The following is a 17,848-nucleotide window of genomic DNA, read 5'->3' on the forward strand; positions in this document are numbered from 1 at the left end:
GGCTGGCTGGGGGTGCGCAGCGGCGCCGGCCTGACGGGCGCCTTGGCTGCAGGCGGCGGAGATACGGGCGCGGGGGCCTCAGGCTTGGCGGCGCCCGGCGGCCCGGCCTGCTGCAGCCAGATCTCGCCCGGCTGCGGCGGCGAATTGCGGGTGCGCGCCGGCGGCTGCCAGACCGGCTGACGCCGCGCCGATACGGCTTCGATGCCCTTGTGGCGGGGCACGTAATCGGTCGAGCCCGGCACGGCGGTATGCGTGGCGCCGAGGTGGGTGGTCTCCCAGCTGTCCGGCTCGCGCGCGGTGCGGGCGGGCGTGCGCAGGGGCGCCATGTCGGCCTCGTCCGGCTCAGGCAAGCTGGGCTTGCGCAGGAACAGGCTGCGCCAGGTTTCGCCAAACACCATTGGCGCGGCCAGGGCCAGCACGCCCAGCATCAGCAGCAGGCTGGCGCTCCAGCCAAGCATGCCGGAAACCAGGGTGCCCAGCGCGCGCCCGGCGCTGCCGCCCGACGTGCTGCCCGCCATGCCGCCCTCGCCCGCCGCGCCTGTCAGCGCTTCGAGCGAGGCGCTTGCACACAGCACGATCAACGTGCCCAGCCATACCCGCAGCGTGCCGCGTCCACTGAAGAACCGGCGCTCGCCGGCGAGCAGGCGCGCCACCTGGCGCCACACCAGCGGCACAAGCCACAAGGTCGAAAATCCGAACCAGCCAAAACCCATTATCGAAACGCCATCATCAAATACCTCGGGCGACGATTGTAGCGGGTCTGGGCGCGGCGTTTCCGCCCAAGATGGCACGCGCAACGGAATATCGCCTGTTTTCCAGCACCAGGCGCCCTTCCCCGCCACGCGAACCACGCGCGCTGGCGTCGGCATCCGCCCGTACGATGGCGTGCCCGCGGCGCGGCATGTGCGCTAATATGGACGAAGCCTGCCTCGAATCCACTCGGCCGTTCTCATCGGCCGATTTCCATCGCCCCAATCCCGAGCCAACCATGCAGACGCGCTACGCCGGACTGTCCGCCCTGGTGGTCGATGACCACCCGTTCCAGTTGCTGGCGGCGGAACAGTTGCTGACCCAGCTGGGCGTGAGCGACGTGCATTGCGCCGCCGACGGCCGCATCGCGCTGGACCTGCTGGCCGCGCGCAAGGTCGACCTCGTGCTCTGCGATATCGAGATGCCGGGGCTCAACGGGCCCGGCATGATGGACGAGCTGACCCGGCGCAAGGACCACGCCTTCGCCGGCGCCCAGCCCCTGTGGGTATGGGTGTCCGCGCTGCAGGACGACATCATCGATTCCCACGTGAGCCTGGCCGATTCAGTTGGGCTCGCCCATGTGCGCGCGGTGCGCAAGCCGATCTCGGCGGTGGTGCTGGAAGAAATCCTGCAGGATGCGCTGGAGCGCGACCTCACCGCCGAAGCCCCGGCTGCCGCGCCAAGCCAGCCGGACGACCGCGACCTGCTGGCAGCGATGCAGACGCCCGGCGCCATTTTCATCATGCTGCAACCGCAGTTCAGGATCAGCACCGGCGCACTGGCCGGCGCGGAAGCGCTTTGCCGCTGGCGCCATCCGACCATGGGGCTGATCCGGCCCGACCTCTTCATCCCGAGGCTCGAGGCGCTGGGCGAGGCCGATGCCATCTTCCAGTTGGCGGGCCAGCAATGCCTGTCGGTGCAGCGCCAGTTGCTGGCGCGCGGCGTGCGCATCCCGCTGAGCATCAATGCTTCAGCGCAGACGCTGTGCCGGCCCGGCGTGCTCGACGCCTTCGACGCCATGGTGGAAGCTAGCGGCATGCCGCGCCAGTTGCTGAATATCGAATTGACCGAGGGCTACCCGGTAAACGACACCCGTGCCCTGTCGATTGCGCTGAACCGCCTGCGCCTGCTTGGCTACGGCGTGGCCATCGACGATTTCGGGATCGGCATCGCCACCCTCAAGCTGCTGGCGGACCTGCCCTTCACCCAGATCAAGCTCGACCGCTCGTTCGTGGTGGCGGTGCCGGGCAACAGCCAGCGCGCGGCGATCTGCCGCAACGTCATCAACCTCGCGCGCGACCTCAAGCTGGAATGCGTGGCCGAGGGCATTGAAACCCCGGCGCAGCGCGACGCGCTGCAAGCCCTGGGCTGCGACCTTGGCCAGGGTTACCTGTGGTCCCCCGCCCTGCCGCCCGACATGTTTGTGGCCGAAACGCTGGGCCGCTGGACGCCCTGAGGGCGCCCCGCAGCGCTGCGGGCAGCTACGCTAGTTCCACTTGCCATTGATGCCGCCTACGCTCAGGCGCCCCGCGCCCAGCAGTGCGACCGCGATGGCGCCGCCCAGGAACATCGCTTGCAGCTCCAGCGCCCAGCCACCGGTGTCCGCCAGCATAGCTAGCTGCTTCATATGCACCAGGCCCACCGCCACCAGCATATTGACGACCACGATCAGCGCGGCGACCCGGGCCCACAAGCCGAGGATTAGCAGGACCGGCGCCACCACCTCGCCGATGTAGACACCATAGGCCAGCGCCGGAGGCAGTCCGGCCTGCGTCACCACCTGCGTCACGAACCCCGGCCCGGCGATGAGCTTGGAGATCCCGTGCAGCAGGACCAGCACGCCAAGCACGATCCGCAATACCGCCTTGCCCAGGTCCTGCGATGGCTGAGAACCACTCATGGTCGTCACTCCTTGTCCGGATCAGAAAACGAAAGCGCGAATGTGCCGCCTGGAGCCGAAGCGCCTCTGGCTCCACGCGCGACATGCATATTTACCTTAGTGCGCCGCGCCGTGAAGGTAAAGGCACAAGTTGCGCGCACGTCTCAGATCTGGCCGATGGGCCGGTGCATGCCCGGCTGGCGCAGCGGCTGCATGCCCGCCTTCCAAGCCGTTTCGGGCAGGATGTCGGCAAGGAAATCCAGGAAGCGCCGCAGCGCCGGCGGCATGCCCTTGCGCGAGGGAAAGACCGCGTGCAGCGTCCCGACCGGCATGATCCACTGCGGCAGCAGCACCTCCAGCTCCCCGGTCTCGATGGCATCGCGGCAGAACATGCGCGGCAGCATCGCCACGCCCACGCCCGCGATGGCCGCCGCGCGCAGCAAGGCGAATTCGTCGGTGACCAGGCGCGGGTCGTAGGGCACGTAGATCGATTGCCCGGTATTGCAGGTCAGCGTCCAGACATGCTTGCCGTCGTGCGGCTTCTGGTTGACGCCGGGCATGCCGTCCAGCGCCTCGGGCGTGCGCGGGCGGCCGATGCTGTCCAGCAACGCCGGGCTGGCTACCAGCATGAGCGGGCTCTCGCCGTAGGTGCGCACCACCAGCGACGAGTCGTCCATCACCTCGCGCACCCGCAGCGCCAGGTCGAAGCCTTCGGCGATCACGTCCACGCGGCGGTTGGTGGCTTCCAGTTCGATGCGCACGCCGGGGTTGGCCTGCATGAAATGCCCGATGGCGGGCGCCAGCAGGTTCTGGGCAATCGCCACGGGGCAACTCACGCGCAGGGTGCCTCCGGGTTGGTCACGAGCCTGCTCGATCACTTCACGCGCCGCTTCCGCCTCCGCCAGCATGGCGCGGCAGCGCTCGTAGTAGGCCTCGCCGATGGGCGTCACGCGCACCTGCCGGGTGGTCCGGCGCAACAATTGCACCCCCAGGTCGCGCTCCAGCTGGGCAATGCGCCGGCTTAGCCGTGACTTCGGCACGCCACTGGCACGGCTCGCGGCCGAGAAACTGCCGTGCTGGACCACCTGGGCAAACAGCGAAAGGTCGTTCAGGTCTTGCATGGGTCATCCTTGGGGAAAGGAGCGCGCCAGGGTAGCAGCTCGGCTTGCGTTCTGCCCCTGGAACAATAAGTTCTATTTTGCCCCACTACCGGCATCAATGGCAGACCGCTATCTTTCATTCATCCAACCCGAACCCCAGTGGAGATGAACATGAAGATCTTGCAAATCGACTCGAGCGTACTTGGCGGCCATTCCGCTTCCCGTAGCCTGACCGCCAAGGTGGTTGCCGACCTGCGCGCCAAGCACCCTGAAGCCACCCTGACCGTGCGCGACCTGGACCAGGACGCACCGGCGCACCTGTCCGGCGCGCTGCTGCCCGTGCTGGGCGGCCCGAAGGACGGCCTCAACGCCGTGCAGGAGAGCGAGCTGCAACGCACCGAAGCCTTCCTCAAGGAATTCCTCGAAGCCGATGTGCTGGTCGTCGGTGTGCCGCAATACAACTTCGGCATCCCCAGCCAGCTCAAGTCCTGGATCGACCGCATCGCCCAGGCTGGCCGCACCTTCAAGTACACCGAGACCGGCCCGGTCGGCCTGGCCGGCGGCAAGCGCGTGATCGTGGTTTCGTCGCGCGGCGGCGTGCGCCAGGACGCCAACGCCCTGGACCTGCATGAACAGACCGTGGACGTGGTGTTCCGCTTCCTGGGCATGACCGACATCACGTACGTGCGCGCCCACGGCCTGGCAATGGGCCCCGAAGCCCGCGAAGCCAGCCTGGTCGCCGCCAACGGCGCCGTGGCAGCCCTGGCAGCCTGATCGCGGCGCGGCGGCCTCGCGCCGCACCGCCGAAGCGCAAAACGTCCGCCCACAGTCATGCCGGCGGGCGTTTTGCGCTTGAGCCCGCGTGTCTTGCAGCGCCGCGCCCTGCTACGGATTCTTGTAGGCGCGAGCCTGCTATGCCCACCGCGCGATCGGGTCTATGATGGTTCCGAACGCCTTAGCGGTTTCGGTGCATGTCCATCCAGGGGGAAGCCCGCGCGGCCTTGTTGTGCAGGCCTGGGTCGGAACCTGTCCGCAATCCACACGCCACGGCCAGCCGCAGCCCAAAGCGGCATCCGCGGCAGATGCATAGTCCGATCCGGGAGCCCGCATGTCCTCTGCCCTGCTGCCTGCCAGCGCCGTGCATCCGCCGCACGAGCCAGCCCTGCTGTCCAAGTACCGCCACGTACGCGCGGCCACCGAGGCCATGGTCGCCGACATCACCGACGCCGACGCCACGGTGCAGTCCATGGACGACGCCAGCCCCGCCAAATGGCATCTGGCGCATACCACCTGGTTCTTCGAGGAGTTCGTGCTGACGGCGCGTATCCCGGACTACGAGCCGCTGGATCCGCAGTATCGCTACCTGTTCAACTCCTACTACGAATCCGTCGGCGCCCGCCACCCGCGGCCACGCCGCGGCCTGCTGTCGCGGCCGTCGCTCGACGAGATCCTGGCTTACCGCGAGGCCGTCGACGAAACCATGCTGGGGCTGCTGACCAGCGCGCAGACCGATGCCGAGGCGGCGCTGATCGAGCTTGGCCTGAACCACGAGCAACAGCACCAGGAGCTGCTGCTGACCGACATCCTGCATCTGTTCGCACAAAACCCGCTGAAGCCGGCCTTCGCGCCGGAGCTGCTGGCGCCCGTGATCGCCGATCCGCGCCCGGCTGCGGAATGGATCCGCTTTGCCGGCGGCGTGGTCGCCATCGGCCATGACCGCGACGGCTTTGCCTTCGATTGCGAAGGCCCGCGCCACAACGTGCTGCTGCAGCCGTACCAGCTGTGCTCGCACCCGGTCAGCAACCACCAGTGGTTCGAATTTATCGAGGATGGCGCCTACCGTACCGCCGGGCTATGGCTGTCGGATGGATGGCGCTGGGTGTGCGAACAGGGCATCGAGGCGCCGCTGTACTGGGAGGAGCGCGAAGGCACCTGGTGGCAAATGAGCCTGCGCGGCATGCAGCCGGTGGATCCGGACAGCCCGGTCACGCATATCAGCTTCTATGAGGCCGATGCCTTTGCCCGCTGGGCCGAGCGCCGCCTGCCCACCGAGGCGGAATGGGAGCACGCCGTGCGCAACCTGCCGGCTACCGGGAATTTTGTCGAGGGACGCGTGCTTCGGCCCCTGCCCGATCGCCAGAATACGTCCGGCGTGTTGCGGCAGATGTTTGGCGACGTGTGGGAATGGACTGCCAGCCCCTTCCAGCCCTACCCGGGCTTCCGGCCTAGCGCCGGCGCCGTGGGGGAATACAACGGCAAGTTCATGTGCAGCCAGATGGTGCTGCGCGGCGGTTCCTGCGTCACGCCGGAATCGCATATCCGCGCCAGCTACCGCAATTTCTTCTACCCGCACCAGCGCTGGCAGTTCACCGGCGTGCGTCTGGCCGACGACGCTTGAAAGCCTGAACGCGTGGGCGCTTGGGCAAGAACCAAGCAAAAACGCGCCGGGTTTTAGCCCGGCGCGTCAGCTTGATGACAAAGCCGGATCTGCGTTGTCGTGCTCCCCTCTCCCACTTGTGGGAGAGGGGTTGGGGGAGAGGGCGGGCGCTCGTCACGCCTGCGTGCTGGAAAACACCTCGGGCTTCGCTTCAAGTGGCTCCTAGCTAAGCCACCCCTCTCCCCCTGAGGGGAGAGGGAGAAACAGCCGTCGTCATAGCGCGCGGCTTTGGCCCGTTCGGCGGCTTCGGCTAATGCATCAGGTTTGTCAGCAGTCTGACGCGCCGGGTTTTAGCCCGGCGCGTTCTCTTTATCTCAGTTCCAGCCCTTTTGCGGAGGCTGCGAGCTTAACGGCGTCTGCGGATACAGCTTCTGCCAGCGCGACCTCAGTCCGTCCGCGATCTCCTTCTGGTGATAGCGCTCGGCAAAGTCGATCACGGTCATGCCCTGCTGGTTCTTCAGCCGCATGTCGGCGCCTTCTTCAAGCAGCAGCTTGACCGTCTCGATATGCCCGCCGCGCGCCGCCATCATCAGCGGCGTGCTGCCGTTGGGGCTTTCCGCGTCGATATAGGCAGCATGGTCGACCAGGAACTTGACGATCTCATTGTTGCCGTTGGTCGCCGCGTAATGCAGCGGCGTCCAGCCGGTCTTGTTGATCTCGACCTCCATCTGGTCGACCATCAGCTTGACCAGGCCCAGCTCGTTCTGCAGGCTGGCCATCATCAGCGGTGTCTCGCCGGCCGCATTGGCCTTGTCGAAATCGATGTCCTTCGCGCGGATCAGCGCCTCCGCCACCTTCAGCGACTTCTCGCGCAACGCCACCACCAGCATGGGATTGCCCTTGGCATCCACCAGGTTGGGATTGACCCCGCGCGCCAGTATCTTCTGGGCGGCCTTGACGTCATCGAACTCCACCGCATGGCGCATATCGTCGACAGGCGTGGCCCAGGCCATGGTGCCTGCCAGCATGGCGGCGACAGCGGCGAGGTGTCGGACAGATTTCATGTTAAGCATGAGATTTCCTATCTATATGCTTGAAAAGACGGAAGAAATTATCCGATGTACGTTCCGCCAGTTCCTCAACCGGGATGCCGCGCAGGTTGGCGATGAACTCGCCCACGTGGCGCACCCAGGCCGGCTGGTTGGTCTTGCCGCGGTATGGCACGGGCGCCAGGTACGGCGAATCGGTCTCGATCAACATGCGGTCCAGCGGAATCTTGCGCGCGGTTTCCTGCAACTCCACCGCGTTCTTGAAGGTGACGATGCCGGAGAACGAGATGTGGAAACCCTGATCCAGCGATTGCCGGGCGACCTCCCAGTTCTCGGTGAAACAATGCATCACCCCGCCGGCTTCGCCCGCGCTTTCCTCGCGCATCACGCGCAGGGTGTCTTCGGCAGACGAACGGGTATGGATGATCAGGGGCTTGCCAGTCTGCCGCGCGGCGCGGATATGGGTGCGGAAACGCTCCCGCTGCCACTCCATGTCGACGATGCTGCGGCCTTCGAGCCGGTAATAGTCGAGCCCGGTCTCGCCGGTGCCGACCACCCGCGGATGCGCCGACAGCGCCAGCAGGCGCTCCAGCGTGGGCTCCTCGCCCTCCTCGTAGTCGGGATGCACGCCGACGGTGGCATACAGGTGCGGATGCTGCTCGGCGAGTGCCAGCACGCGCGGGAAGTCTTCCAGCGTGACCGAGATGCACAGGGCATGCGTCACCTGGTTGGCGCGCATGTTCTCCAGCAATTCGGGCAGGCGCTCGGCCAGTTCGGGGAAATCTAGATGGCAGTGGGAATCGACAAACATGGGGGCGGTTTCCGGAGAGAGACGCCGCCGCGGGGGGGCGCCACCCGCCATTGTATATGGTCGTGCCAGCGCGCCAGCCGCATGGCCGCGCCTGGCTCGCGTGCGGTCCTACTCAGCCGGCTTCGTCAGATGCCGGCCAAGGATGATCAGGTCGCGCTCGACCCCATCGAGCACGGCCACGCGCGGCAGGTTGCCCCAGCGCTCGAAGCCGAGCGAGGCGAACAGGGCCAGGCTGGGCGCGTTATGGCCAAAGACGAAGCCCAGCAACGTATTGACCCCGATCTGCGGCGCATGCGCGATGGCCTGCTGCAGCAGGTAGCGCCCCAGGCCCTGCCCGCGGCGGGTGGCGTCCAGGTAGATCGAGACTTCGGCGGTGGCGCCGTAGGCCGGGCGTCCGTAGAAGTCGGAAAAACTGAGCCACCCGGCCATGCGCCCTTCACCGTCCTCGGCCACCCACAAGGGACGTCGCTCCGGCTGATGCTCGTCGAACCAGGCCTGGCGCGATTCCACCGCCACGGGCTCGGTGTCCGCCGTGACCATGCGCGAAGCGACGGTGCTGTTGTAGATGGCGACGATGTTGGCCAGGTCGCGCTGCAGCGCGGGACGGACGGTAAAGGCGGTATCACGCATTGTTGAATTTCTTCTAGGACAGACTAAACAAGTCTTGGTAAAAAACCAGCTACATCAATGACTTAAAACACAGAGCCAAGGTCAGCTATAACGTCTGGCTGGGCCGGCCGGACTCAATGGTCTTGCCCAGGATCTCTTCCACCGCGCGGCGCAGGTTGCGGCCGTTGTCGTCATCCGGCAGGTGAATCCCGATGCCGGGCGTCTTGTTGGGCGTGCCAACCGGGGTAATCCATGCCACCTGGCCGGCGATCTGGTACTTCTGCGGCCGGTCCAGCAGCGAGAGCACCAGGAAGACCTGCTCGCCCAGTCGAAAGGGCCGGTTGCTCGGGACAAAGATCCCGCCGCGATGCAGGAAAGGCATGTAGGCCGCGTAGAGGCCCGCCTGGTCCTTGATCGACAACGAAAGCACGTTGGGCCGGGAAGCTGCGCCCGGGACCGTCGGTGCCCCGATGCCGCCGGCGGCGGCCAAGCCTGCGGCCCCGGGAACGCTGGCGCCCCGTGCCCCTGTCACGTCTGTGTTCATCACTGACCCCTTGTTACTGACTTTTGGCCTTCAGGCCATATTGGACTTGTTCAACGAATTCGACTTACTGAAACAACTGCCGGTATTCCAGAAACACGGACTCCATCACCAGGCGAGCCGCCAGCGGATGGTTCTCGCTGCGGCGGTGGCCCACCAGCCGCGTAGAGAACGCCTGCAACCGGTGTGCATCCGTAGCCTGTGCGCAACGCGCCAGGGCAGCCTGCTCGCGCGGAAAATAACGCGGCCCTGGGGTTGCGGCCAAGCGGGCCGACAGCAGATCGTACGTCCAGCGCTGCAGGATGCCAAGCACCGACGGTACCGGCAGCTTCTGCACCTGCTCGGCCGCCGCCAGCGCATCGAAGCCGGCGCCCGCGCCAAGCTGGCTCACCAGCCAGCGCTGCATCGGCTGCTCCTCGGCCTCGGCGGCATGCAGCGCGGTCAGCGGCGAGCCGCCGGCCAGCGCCAGCTGCGCCTCGGCATCCCCCACGCCCTGGCTGCTCAGCCAGCGCATGGCAGCGTCGGCCGTAGGCCGTTGTACGGAAAACTGGCGGCAGCGCGACAGGATGGTGGGCAGCACGCGGTCCAGCCGGTCGGTCACCAGCAGGAACACGGTGGACGGCGGCGGCTCCTCCAGCGTCTTGAGCAAGGCGTTGGCGCCTTCATGCTGCAAGGCGTCGAGCGGATAGACCACCACCAGGCGCCGCCCGGCGCGGTGCGTGCCGATGCCGACCGTTTCGATCAGGGCCCGCACCTGCTCCATGCGGATAACCTTGCTGGGCGCTTTCTTCTTGCCGCTTTCATCCGTCTCCGCGTCGCCCGCCGCCTCCATGGCCTCCGGGCGCACCACGCTGAAGTCCGGATGGTTGCCCTGGCTGAACCAGTGGCAAGCGGAGCATGTGCCACAAGGCTGGCCATCGGGGCGCGGCGTCTCGCACAGCAGCCCCTGGGCAAAATGCAGCGCCAGGTCGCGCTTGCCGATGCCTTGCTGGCCGTGAATGAGCAAGGCATGCGGGAGCCGCTCGCGCAGCGCGTTCAGCCGTTGCCAGTCTTCTTTCTGCCAGGGATAAAGCATGCGGATCAGTGAGTTAGGGTTGAAACTTGGTGTGACTACGCAGGTAGCGCGAGCGACAGGTGACGGCGGGTTCGGCCAGCCCCACCATGATCACGATTCTCGAATAATGCTGCCAATTCAAAGTGTTGCAAGGATTTTCTCAAGCTCTACCTGAATCTCGGGAATGCTCCTGGTGGCGTCGATGACCCGGAAACGCTGCGGGGACTCCGCCGCGCGGCGCAGGTACTCCTGCCGCGTGCGCTCGAAGAAGGCGCGCGATTCGGCCTCGAACTTGTCGGGCTCGCGGGCGCCGGCCAGGCGCGCGCTGGCGGTTTCCAGCGGCACGTCGAACAGCAGCGTGAGATCGGGCTGCAGGCCATCCTGCACCCAGGTTTCCAGCACTTCGAGCCGTGCGCGCGGCAGGCCCCGGCCACCGCCCTGGTAGGCAAAGGTGGCATCGGTGAAGCGGTCGGAAACCACCCAGTCGCCGCGCGTCAGAGCGGGTTCGATGACCTCGGCAATATGTTCGCGGCGGGCGGCGAACATCAGCAAGGCCTCTGTTTCAAGGTGCATCTTGCGATGCAGCAGCAACTGCCGCAGATCCTCGCCAAGCGGGGTGCCGCCGGGCTCGCGGGTGGTGACCACGGGTGCGATGCCCGCCAGGCGGGCGCGCAGGCGCTCCGCCACCCATTCCACGTGGGTGCTCTTGCCGGCACCGTCGATGCCTTCGAATGTGATGAATTTTCCGCGCATGGGGAGACTTATTTACCGCGCTGGTATTTATCTACCGCGCGATTGTGTTCGGGAAGCGAGTTGGAGAAATGGCTGCTGCCGTCGCCGCGCGCCACGAAATACAGTGCGTCGGACGGGGCCGGCGCGGTGGCGGCGGCCAGCGAGGCCAGCCCGGGCAATGCGATCGGGGTGGGCGGCAGGCCGTTGCGTGTGTAGGTATTGTAAGGGGTGTCGGCCTGCAGGTCGCGCTTGCGGATATTGCCCTCGAACGCTTCACCCATGCCGTAGATCACCGTGGGATCGGTCTGCAGCATCATGCCCTTCTTGAGCCGGTTGACGAACACGGCGGCAATCAGCGCTCGCTCGGCCTGCTGGCCGGTTTCCTTCTCCACGATCGAGGCCATGATCAGCGCATCATAAGGCGACTTGTACGGCAGGTCGGGCGCCCTGGCGTTCCAGGCGTCCGTCAGCCGGCGCTGCATGGCGCGATAGGCATGCTTGTACAGTTCGAGATCGCTGCTGCCACGGGCGAACAGGTAGGTGTCGGGGAAGAACAGGCCCTCCGGCCCCGGCTCGGGCGCGCCGATGGCCTTCATCAATTCCGCGTCCGACAGGCTGCGGCTATCGTGCTTGAGCGCCGGGTGCGCATCCACGGCGGCGCGCATCTTGCGGAATTCCCAGCCTTCGATGACGGTCAGCACATAGTGGTTGACCTCGCCCCGGGCGATCTTGCCGATCACCGACAGCGGCGTAGCGCTATTGTCGAACTCGTAGCCGCCAGCCTTGAGGTCGGCGCCGTGGCCGGTAAGCCGCACCAGCAGCGCAAACAGGCGAGGGTCCATCTGCACACCGCCGCGCTGGATCTGGCGGCCAACGCTGGCCACGCTGGAGTTGGGCTTGATCACCACCTCGATGGGCGAGGCAGTCAGCGTGAGCGGACGATTGGCCCACCAGGCAAAGGCGCCGGCGGCGGCAATCGTAAAAATCACGGCGACCAGCACCAGCCGCAGGAAAAGACGTTTCATGTAAAAGAGAGAGTAGCGGCGCACAATGCACCGCGGCAAAGCCGGGCTCACCCAGTGTTGACCAGGGGCATCCCGGCTGAAATGGCGACGGCCTCATATAATACCGGGAGCCTTGCACCTTTAGCCGCTTGTAGCTCCTTGCACCTTCCATCCGGCGCATCCGTGCGCCCCTTGCTTGCGATACCTGCCATGAATGCCCCTGCCCCAGACCGTGCCACCCAGTTCGAAGCCGTGCGTCAAAGCGGAGTCGTCTGCCGCCCCGCGCACCTGGGCCTGATCCGGGTTGCCGGCGAAGACGCTGGCAGTTTCCTGCATACCCAGCTGACCAATGCCGTGGACGACCTGGCCGCCGGCACCGCCCGCCTGGCCGGCTACTGCTCGCCCAAGGGCCGGCTGCTGGCCAGCTTCCTCATATGGCGTGACGAGGAAGGCATCGTCCTGCAGCTGTCCGCCGACCTGCAGCCCGCTATCCAGAAGCGCTTGTCGATGTTCGTGCTGCGCGCCAAGGCCAAGCTGTCCGATCTCACGCCGGCCCGCGCCGTGCTGGGCGTGGCGGGCGCCAGTGGCGCTGCCGCCCTGCAGGCGGCAGGCCTGCCCGCCCCGGCCGAGCCCTGGGACAGCGCCGCGGCTGCCAGCGCCACCGTGATCCGGCTGCCCGACGGCGCCGGCCTGCCGCGCTGGCAGGTGGTGCTGCCGGCCGAACAGGCCGACGAAGTCCAGGCTGCGCTGTCGGCACAACTGGTGCCGGTGGATGCCGTGGTGTGGGACTGGCTGGAAGTACAGGCCGGCGTGCCGCGCATCGCCGTTGCCACGCAGGAGCAGTTCGTGCCACAGATGATCAACCTGGAGCTGGTCGGCGGCGTGAGCTTTCGCAAGGGCTGCTATCCGGGCCAGGAAATCGTCGCGCGCAGCCAGTACCGCGGCACGCTCAAGCGCCGCATGTGGCTGATCCACGGCGAAGGCGAGGTGCCGGCCGCGGCCACCGAGATCTTCCGCCCCGAGGATCCTGAGCAGCCCTGCGGCATGTTGGTCAATGCCGCCGCCGCGCCGCAAGGCGGCTGGGACGGCCTGGCCGAACTGAAGATCGATGCGGCGGGTGGCGCCCTGCACCTGGGCAGCGCTACCGGCAGCCCGGTGCGCGTGGGCGAGCTGCCCTACGCGGTCCCGTTCGGCGACGCCGCCTGAATCCCTGGCAATAGCCATACTGGGAATAGCCATGAGCGACCATCTTTACGTCTATTTCCGGGTACCGGAAGCCCGTGCCGATGAGGCCATTGCGCACTGGCACCGCTGGATGGAGACCGTTGCCGAAGCGAGCGGAATTGGTGGTACGCTCTTACGCAGGCCCGAGGCGCGCGACGGCATGCAGACCTGGATGGAAGCCTACGCCGATGTGCCGCCAGCCTTCGACCAGTTGCTCGATGGGCTTTGGCGGCAGAGCGGGCTGCAGCAGTGGATCAGCGGCGAGCGGCAGGTGGAGCGTTTTGTCGATATCGACCAGCTCTGATGGTGGCCGTGGAACGGCCCCGCCGCAGTGGTCCCCGAATGACGAAACCGACGATCGAATCGCAGACAATGCAGTGAATGTGGCAACCGCAGTGAATGCAGCAAAGGAAGCGCTATGTGCTTGATTCTGGTGGCCTGGCAATCGCACCCGGACTATGCCCTGGTGGTGGCCGGCAACCGCGACGAGTTCTACGCCCGCCCGGCGTCGCCCGTGCATTGGTGGGAAGACGCCCCCCAGGTGCTGGCCGGCCGCGACCTGGCGGAAGTGATCGGAGAGCCGGGCACCTGGATGGGCCTGGCCGGCGACGGCCGCTTTGCCGCCCTGACCAACTACCGCGCCCCTTCCGAAAAACGCACCGATGCCCGCTCGCGCGGCGAGCTGGTGGCCGGGTTCCTGCGTGGCGACAGCGACCCCCAATCCTATCTGTCCGGGCTGACGCCCCGTAGCGGCGTCTACAACGGATTCAACCTGCTGGCGTGTGACCTGCGCGAGCTCTGGTGGTACAGCAACCGTGGCGCATCGCCCTATCCGCAGCGCCTCAAGCCCGGCATCTACGGCCTGTCCAACGCCTTGCTGGATACGCCATGGCCCAAGGTGCGCAGCCGCGTCGGCGCGCTCGCCGAGACTCTGGCCGCCGATACCGGCTTGGCCGGCGCCAGCATCGAGCCCTATCTGGACCTGCTGGCCAACGATCGCCAGGCCTTGGATTGCGAACTCCCGCGCACGGGGGTGACCCCGGAGTGGGAGAAGCTGCTGTCCTCCGCCTTCATCCGCTCGCCCAGCTATGGCACCCGCGCCAGCACCGTGCTGCGCGTGCGCCATGATGGCCGCTTCGAGCTCAGCGAACGCAGCTTCGACGCCAACGGCCGCACCGGCGAGGTGTCCTACCGCGGCCACCTGCGGGTGGCGCGCGACGCCGGCTCGATCCCCACGCCGCGCTAGGGCGGCTGGCTCAATACTGCTGGGCCGCCAAACCGGTCGGGCGCAATGCCACGTTCAGCGCCCGGATCGCGGCGGGGTCATTGCGCACGGCCAGCAGCCATGCATCGTCGAAATGCCCGATCTCCAGCAGTTGCATGCCGTGCGGCGCCAGTTCGCGGTTGACGTGCGCCAGGTAGAGGGCGGCGGGCTCCATATCGAAATTGTTGTCGTCACCGCCTAGCGGAATGCCGTCTTCGTCGTAGAGATCGTCGACGTCGATGGCCGAGACGCCGGCCGCGCGCAGCGTCGCGAGGCGCGCCACGGCTTGCACGCCCAGCGTGCTGAAATCCCGCCAGTCGACTTTCACCAGGCAATGCTCCGCGAGCCAGGGCTGCAGCCATGCGGACAGCAGGTCTTCGCCGGCTGGAGGCTCGCCCGGCGGGGCGCGGTCGAGGTCCAGGGCCGGCGTGGCATCGGCCAGGGCCTGGAGCAGGCGGGAACGGATTTCTGACATGGACGGGATCAACGCGAATAGCGGCGGCAAAAACAAAGACCGCGATGGTACAGCGTAGACGGCTGACCGCAAGCCCCGCGTGCCGCGGCTTCAGGCCGCAGCCGCCAGCCTGGCCGGCAACGCGGCCCGAACCGCCTCGCACACGATGCCTGCCAGCCGGGTGGCAGGCGCCTCCAGCTCAGCATCCTTGCGGTAGAGCGCCAGTGCCAGCGAGGGCAGCTCGGGCAGCCCACCCTCGCCCGGCTCCCAAGCCCTCACGGACGGCGGCAAGCCCATGCCTGTGCGGATGGTCAGCCCCAGCCCGGCCGCCGCCCCGGCCCACAGGCCGCCCAGGCTCGCGCTGCTGAAAGCCACCCGCCAGGCCATGCCGGCGCGGTCCAGCGCGGCGGTGCCGGCCGTGCGGAAACGGCACGGCGCCTCGAACGCCACCAAGGGCAGCGGGCCGCTGCCTTGCCACGGCGCGCGCGCGGCGGCAGGCCCGATCCAGCGCATCGGCAACATCGCCACCTGTTCCACATGCGGCATCCGCACGCCGTCGTCCCACGCCAGCGCCAGGTCCAGCCGGCCGGCGGCCACGCTGTCCAGCAGCTCGGTATTGCGCGCCACGCGTGCCTCGATCTTCACCTTGGGATGCGCACGGGCGAACCGGCCCAGCACCTCGGGCAGCAGCACTTCGCCAAAATCCTGCTGCAAGCCGAACCGCACCCAGCCCTCCAACGCCACGCCGTGCACGGCGGCGGCGGCCTCGTCGTTAAGCTCCAGCAGCCTGCGTGCATAGGCCAGCATGGTCTCGCCCGCCTCCGTCAGCGCCAGTCTCCGCCCGGCTTTGCGAAAGATCGCCGTGCCCGCCTGCTCCTCCAGCTTCTTGAGCTGCGCACTGACCGCCGAGGTGGAGCGGCCCAGCCGGTCGGCGGCCCGCGCATAGCTGCCAAGCTCCATGCCCACCACGAAGCTGCGCAGCACATCGAGGTCGAAGTTCACAGCTGCCATTGCAAACCGTCCTGTTATTTGGGATGTTTAATCAATAATTATCTGATATTCAGGATTATTCTGGAGCGGCAGAATCCGTGCGTCAAGGCCTGCATGTGCCGCTTTCCCAAGGATGATCCCGTGCCCCGCGTTCCCGCCCCGCTCCCGTTTGCCGCTATGCCTGGCCCTGCCGGCGCAGCCCTCGCCCCACGCCACGGCCCGGGTCACCGCTGGAAAGTACTGGCCCTCGGCGTCGCGGCCAATGCCAGCTTTGCCGCCGCGTTCTCGGGCATTCCCACCACCGCGGTGCTGATGCGCGCCAGCTACCGGATCAGCGATGGCGAGCTGGGTTTTTGCCTGGGCATGATGGGGCTTGGCATTGCGGTAAGCGAAGTGCCGTGGGGCTTGCTGACCGACCGCTGGGGCGACCGCCGCGTGCTGCTGACCGGCCTGGTGGCCACCGCGCTGTGGCTGGTGCTGATGGCGGCGTTCGTGGCGCCGCTGCCGGGCCATATCCCGGGCAACGCCGTGCTGGCGCTGGGCTTGCTGATGCTGGGCCTGCTGGGTGGCAGCGTCAACGGCTCCAGCGGCCGCGCCGTGATGGCGTGGTTCCGCGAAGGCGAACGGGGCCTTGCGATGAGCATCCGCCAGACCGCGGTGCCCGCCGGTGGCGGGATTGGCGCGCTGACGCTGCCGATGCTGGCGCAGTCCTTTGGCTTTGCCGCGGTCTACGGCACACTGGCCGTGCTCTGCGGCGTCACCGTCGTATTTGCCTGGCGCTGGATGCACGAGCCGCCGGCCGGCCCGGCGCGCGCCACGTTGCCCGCAAGCGGTGCGCCCGGCAAGGCGAGCCCCGGCCCGTTGAGAAGTGCGCAGGTCTGGAGGCTGGTCAGCGGCATGGGCTTGATGTGCGTGCCGCAAGTGGCCGTGCTGACCTTCGCGACGATCTTCCTGCACGATTTCAGCCACATTGGCATTGCCGCGGCGGGCATGGCCGTGGCGGCGGTCCAGGTAGGCGCCGCCGTCATGCGGGTATGGAGCGGCCGCTGGACGGATCGCCACGGCAACCGCCGCGCCTATATGCGCGCTTGCAGCTTGCTGACCTTGCTTGTGTTCGCCACGCTGGCGGGGCTGACCTGGCTGTGCGCAGCCGCACCGGGCTGGCATGCCGTGCTTACGCCGGTGCTGATGGCTTGCCTGGTGCTGGGCGGCATCTGCACTTCGGCCTGGCATGGCGTGGCCTTCACCGAGCTGGCGACGATCGCAGGTGCCAGCCGCGCGGGTACCGCGCTCGGGCTGGGCAATACCTTTGCGTTCTCGGGCTTCTTCCTGGTGCCGCTGGCGATTCCCGTAGTAGCCGCCGGCTATGGCTGGGCGGCAGTATGGCTGGCGGCCAGCGCAAGCGCGCTATTGGCGCGGCCCTTGTTTGCGCGGCAGGTCCACGCCTGACGACAAGCCGGCCATCGCATTCAACGCAGCGATTTGCGCATCTCTACGTGAGGAATGCCGGCCTCTTCAAACTCGTCGCCGACCTGCTCGAAGCCCACTCGCGCGTAGAACGGGGCCGCATAGCTCTGCGCATTGAGCACCAGCTCGGGGTAGCCAAGCGCCGCAGCCTTGGCCATCAGGGCGTCCAGCACCATGGCGCCGACGCCGCTGCCGCGCGCGGACTTGAGCACCGCCATGCGGCCGATGTGGCCATCCGGCAGCAGGCGGCCGGTGGCCAGCGCGCTGCCGTCCTCGGCCAGCGCCAGGGCGTGCCAGCTCGGCTCATCCCATTCGTCCCATTCCAGCTCCACCGGCACGCCCTGCTCTTCGACGAAGACGGCATAGCGGATGGCGCGCGCGGTTTCGCGTGCTTCGGACCAGGGGGCGAGGCGGATGGTGATTGTCATAGGTGTTCGGTACGAAAGCGCAAAGCGGTGAAAAAAACAGCCAGGGAAGCGACCGTCATGATACTCCGGCCACAACGTGGGCAAGCGATACCAACAATTGCTGCAATGCCGCATA

20 protein-coding genes are annotated in these 17,848 nt (G+C 67.2%); 7 read left to right on the forward strand and 13 right to left on the reverse strand.

Translation table 11 applies throughout. From position 1 onward, the window contains the following. Positions 1-674: DNA translocase FtsK 4TM domain-containing protein (locus tag ACGLHR_RS07370; protein WP_400093081.1), on the reverse strand; the 674-nt coding region annotated here is incomplete at its 3' end. 314 nt (positions 675-988) lie between these two features. On the opposite strand from ACGLHR_RS07370, the gene ACGLHR_RS07375 reads away from it, so the two are divergent. Continuing rightward, complete coding sequence (locus ACGLHR_RS07375) at positions 989-2,206, forward strand: EAL domain-containing protein (protein ID WP_400092969.1); 1,218 nt, start codon at positions 989-991, stop codon at positions 2,204-2,206. A gap of 30 nt (positions 2,207-2,236) precedes the next feature. Here the strand turns inward: ACGLHR_RS07375 and ACGLHR_RS07380 are convergent, their stop codons facing one another. Next, complete coding sequence (locus ACGLHR_RS07380; protein ID WP_400092971.1) at positions 2,237-2,650, reverse strand: DoxX family protein; 414 nt, start codon at positions 2,648-2,650, stop codon at positions 2,237-2,239. 143 nt (positions 2,651-2,793) lie between these two features. After that, positions 2,794-3,750 carry a LysR family transcriptional regulator gene (locus tag ACGLHR_RS07385; RefSeq protein ID WP_400092973.1) on the reverse strand — a complete coding sequence of 319 codons (957 nt, stop codon included), beginning with the start codon at positions 3,748-3,750 and terminating at the stop codon, positions 2,794-2,796. A 150-nt stretch (positions 3,751-3,900) separates the two neighbouring features. Between ACGLHR_RS07385 and ACGLHR_RS07390 the strand changes: the two genes are divergently transcribed. Both ACGLHR_RS07390 and egtB read left to right on the forward strand, forming a co-directional pair. Further along, positions 3,901-4,503: an NAD(P)H-dependent oxidoreductase gene (locus ACGLHR_RS07390; RefSeq protein ID WP_318235376.1), complete on the forward strand. Its 603-nt coding sequence runs from the start codon at positions 3,901-3,903 to the stop codon at positions 4,501-4,503. 334 nt (positions 4,504-4,837) lie between these two features. Next, positions 4,838-6,127 (forward strand): ergothioneine biosynthesis protein EgtB, encoded by a 1,290-nt coding sequence (gene egtB / locus ACGLHR_RS07395; RefSeq protein ID WP_318235377.1) that lies wholly within the window; start codon positions 4,838-4,840, stop codon positions 6,125-6,127. 353 nt (positions 6,128-6,480) lie between these two features. Here egtB and ACGLHR_RS07400 read toward each other — a convergent pair whose 3' ends face one another. The 7 genes from ACGLHR_RS07400 to mltG all read right to left on the reverse strand — a co-directional run bounded on the left by ACGLHR_RS07400 (position 6,481) and on the right by mltG (position 11,927). Further along, positions 6,481-7,170 carry an ankyrin repeat domain-containing protein gene (locus tag ACGLHR_RS07400; protein WP_400092974.1) on the reverse strand — a complete coding sequence of 230 codons (690 nt, stop codon included), beginning with the start codon at positions 7,168-7,170 and terminating at the stop codon, positions 6,481-6,483. A gap of 1 nt (position 7,171) precedes the next feature. Beyond that, the gene (locus tag ACGLHR_RS07405; protein ID WP_400092976.1) at positions 7,172-7,966 is read right to left on the reverse strand and encodes a TatD family hydrolase; all 795 of its coding nucleotides are present in this window, start codon (positions 7,964-7,966) and stop codon (positions 7,172-7,174) included. A gap of 108 nt (positions 7,967-8,074) precedes the next feature. Continuing rightward, on the reverse strand, positions 8,075-8,596 hold the full coding sequence (locus tag ACGLHR_RS07410) for a GNAT family N-acetyltransferase (protein ID WP_318235380.1): 522 nt from the start codon (positions 8,594-8,596) through the stop codon (positions 8,075-8,077). A gap of 85 nt (positions 8,597-8,681) precedes the next feature. Next, complete coding sequence (locus ACGLHR_RS07415) at positions 8,682-9,119, reverse strand: PilZ domain-containing protein (RefSeq protein ID WP_267603067.1); 438 nt, start codon at positions 9,117-9,119, stop codon at positions 8,682-8,684. Between the two features lie 64 nt (positions 9,120-9,183). Continuing rightward, the gene (locus ACGLHR_RS07420) at positions 9,184-10,191 is read right to left on the reverse strand and encodes a DNA polymerase III subunit delta' (RefSeq protein WP_400092978.1); all 1,008 of its coding nucleotides are present in this window, start codon (positions 10,189-10,191) and stop codon (positions 9,184-9,186) included. Between the two features lie 117 nt (positions 10,192-10,308). After that, positions 10,309-10,923: a dTMP kinase gene (gene tmk, locus ACGLHR_RS07425; RefSeq protein WP_400092979.1), complete on the reverse strand. Its 615-nt coding sequence runs from the start codon at positions 10,921-10,923 to the stop codon at positions 10,309-10,311. An 8-nt stretch (positions 10,924-10,931) separates the two neighbouring features. After that, the gene (mltG, locus tag ACGLHR_RS07430; protein WP_400092980.1) at positions 10,932-11,927 is read right to left on the reverse strand and encodes an endolytic transglycosylase MltG; all 996 of its coding nucleotides are present in this window, start codon (positions 11,925-11,927) and stop codon (positions 10,932-10,934) included. A 189-nt stretch (positions 11,928-12,116) separates the two neighbouring features. Between mltG and ACGLHR_RS07435 the strand changes: the two genes are divergently transcribed. From ACGLHR_RS07435 to ACGLHR_RS07445, 3 genes are all read left to right on the forward strand, one after another. Further along, the gene (locus ACGLHR_RS07435; RefSeq protein WP_267603072.1) at positions 12,117-13,112 is read left to right on the forward strand and encodes a folate-binding protein YgfZ; all 996 of its coding nucleotides are present in this window, start codon (positions 12,117-12,119) and stop codon (positions 13,110-13,112) included. 31 nt (positions 13,113-13,143) lie between these two features. Further along, the gene (locus ACGLHR_RS07440; protein ID WP_150990383.1) at positions 13,144-13,434 is read left to right on the forward strand and encodes a DUF4936 family protein; all 291 of its coding nucleotides are present in this window, start codon (positions 13,144-13,146) and stop codon (positions 13,432-13,434) included. Between the two features lie 114 nt (positions 13,435-13,548). Next, the gene (locus ACGLHR_RS07445; RefSeq protein WP_400092983.1) at positions 13,549-14,376 is read left to right on the forward strand and encodes an NRDE family protein; all 828 of its coding nucleotides are present in this window, start codon (positions 13,549-13,551) and stop codon (positions 14,374-14,376) included. Positions 14,377-14,386: 10 nt separating this feature from the next. Here ACGLHR_RS07445 and ACGLHR_RS07450 read toward each other — a convergent pair whose 3' ends face one another. Together ACGLHR_RS07450 and ACGLHR_RS07455 are read right to left on the reverse strand one after the other, a co-directional pair. Next, positions 14,387-14,869 carry a hypothetical protein gene (locus tag ACGLHR_RS07450; protein ID WP_400092985.1) on the reverse strand — a complete coding sequence of 161 codons (483 nt, stop codon included), beginning with the start codon at positions 14,867-14,869 and terminating at the stop codon, positions 14,387-14,389. A gap of 90 nt (positions 14,870-14,959) precedes the next feature. Further along, positions 14,960-15,859 (reverse strand): LysR substrate-binding domain-containing protein, encoded by a 900-nt coding sequence (locus tag ACGLHR_RS07455; protein WP_400092986.1) that lies wholly within the window; start codon positions 15,857-15,859, stop codon positions 14,960-14,962. Positions 15,860-16,015: 156 nt separating this feature from the next. Between ACGLHR_RS07455 and ACGLHR_RS07460 the strand changes: the two genes are divergently transcribed. Continuing rightward, a complete protein-coding gene (locus tag ACGLHR_RS07460; protein ID WP_400093082.1) occupies positions 16,016-17,287 on the forward strand; it encodes an MFS transporter in 1,272 nt (423 codons plus the stop codon). A 20-nt stretch (positions 17,288-17,307) separates the two neighbouring features. On the opposite strand, the gene ACGLHR_RS07465 is transcribed toward ACGLHR_RS07460, so the two are convergent. Continuing rightward, a complete protein-coding gene (locus ACGLHR_RS07465; RefSeq protein WP_400092988.1) occupies positions 17,308-17,733 on the reverse strand; it encodes a GNAT family N-acetyltransferase in 426 nt (141 codons plus the stop codon). Positions 17,734-17,848: the final 115 nt, after the last annotated feature.

Origin of the sequence: Cupriavidus sp. CuC1, from assembly GCF_044627735.1 — a bacterium.
In the GTDB taxonomy this organism is placed as follows: Bacteria; Pseudomonadota; Gammaproteobacteria; order Burkholderiales; family Burkholderiaceae; genus Cupriavidus; species Cupriavidus ulmosensis.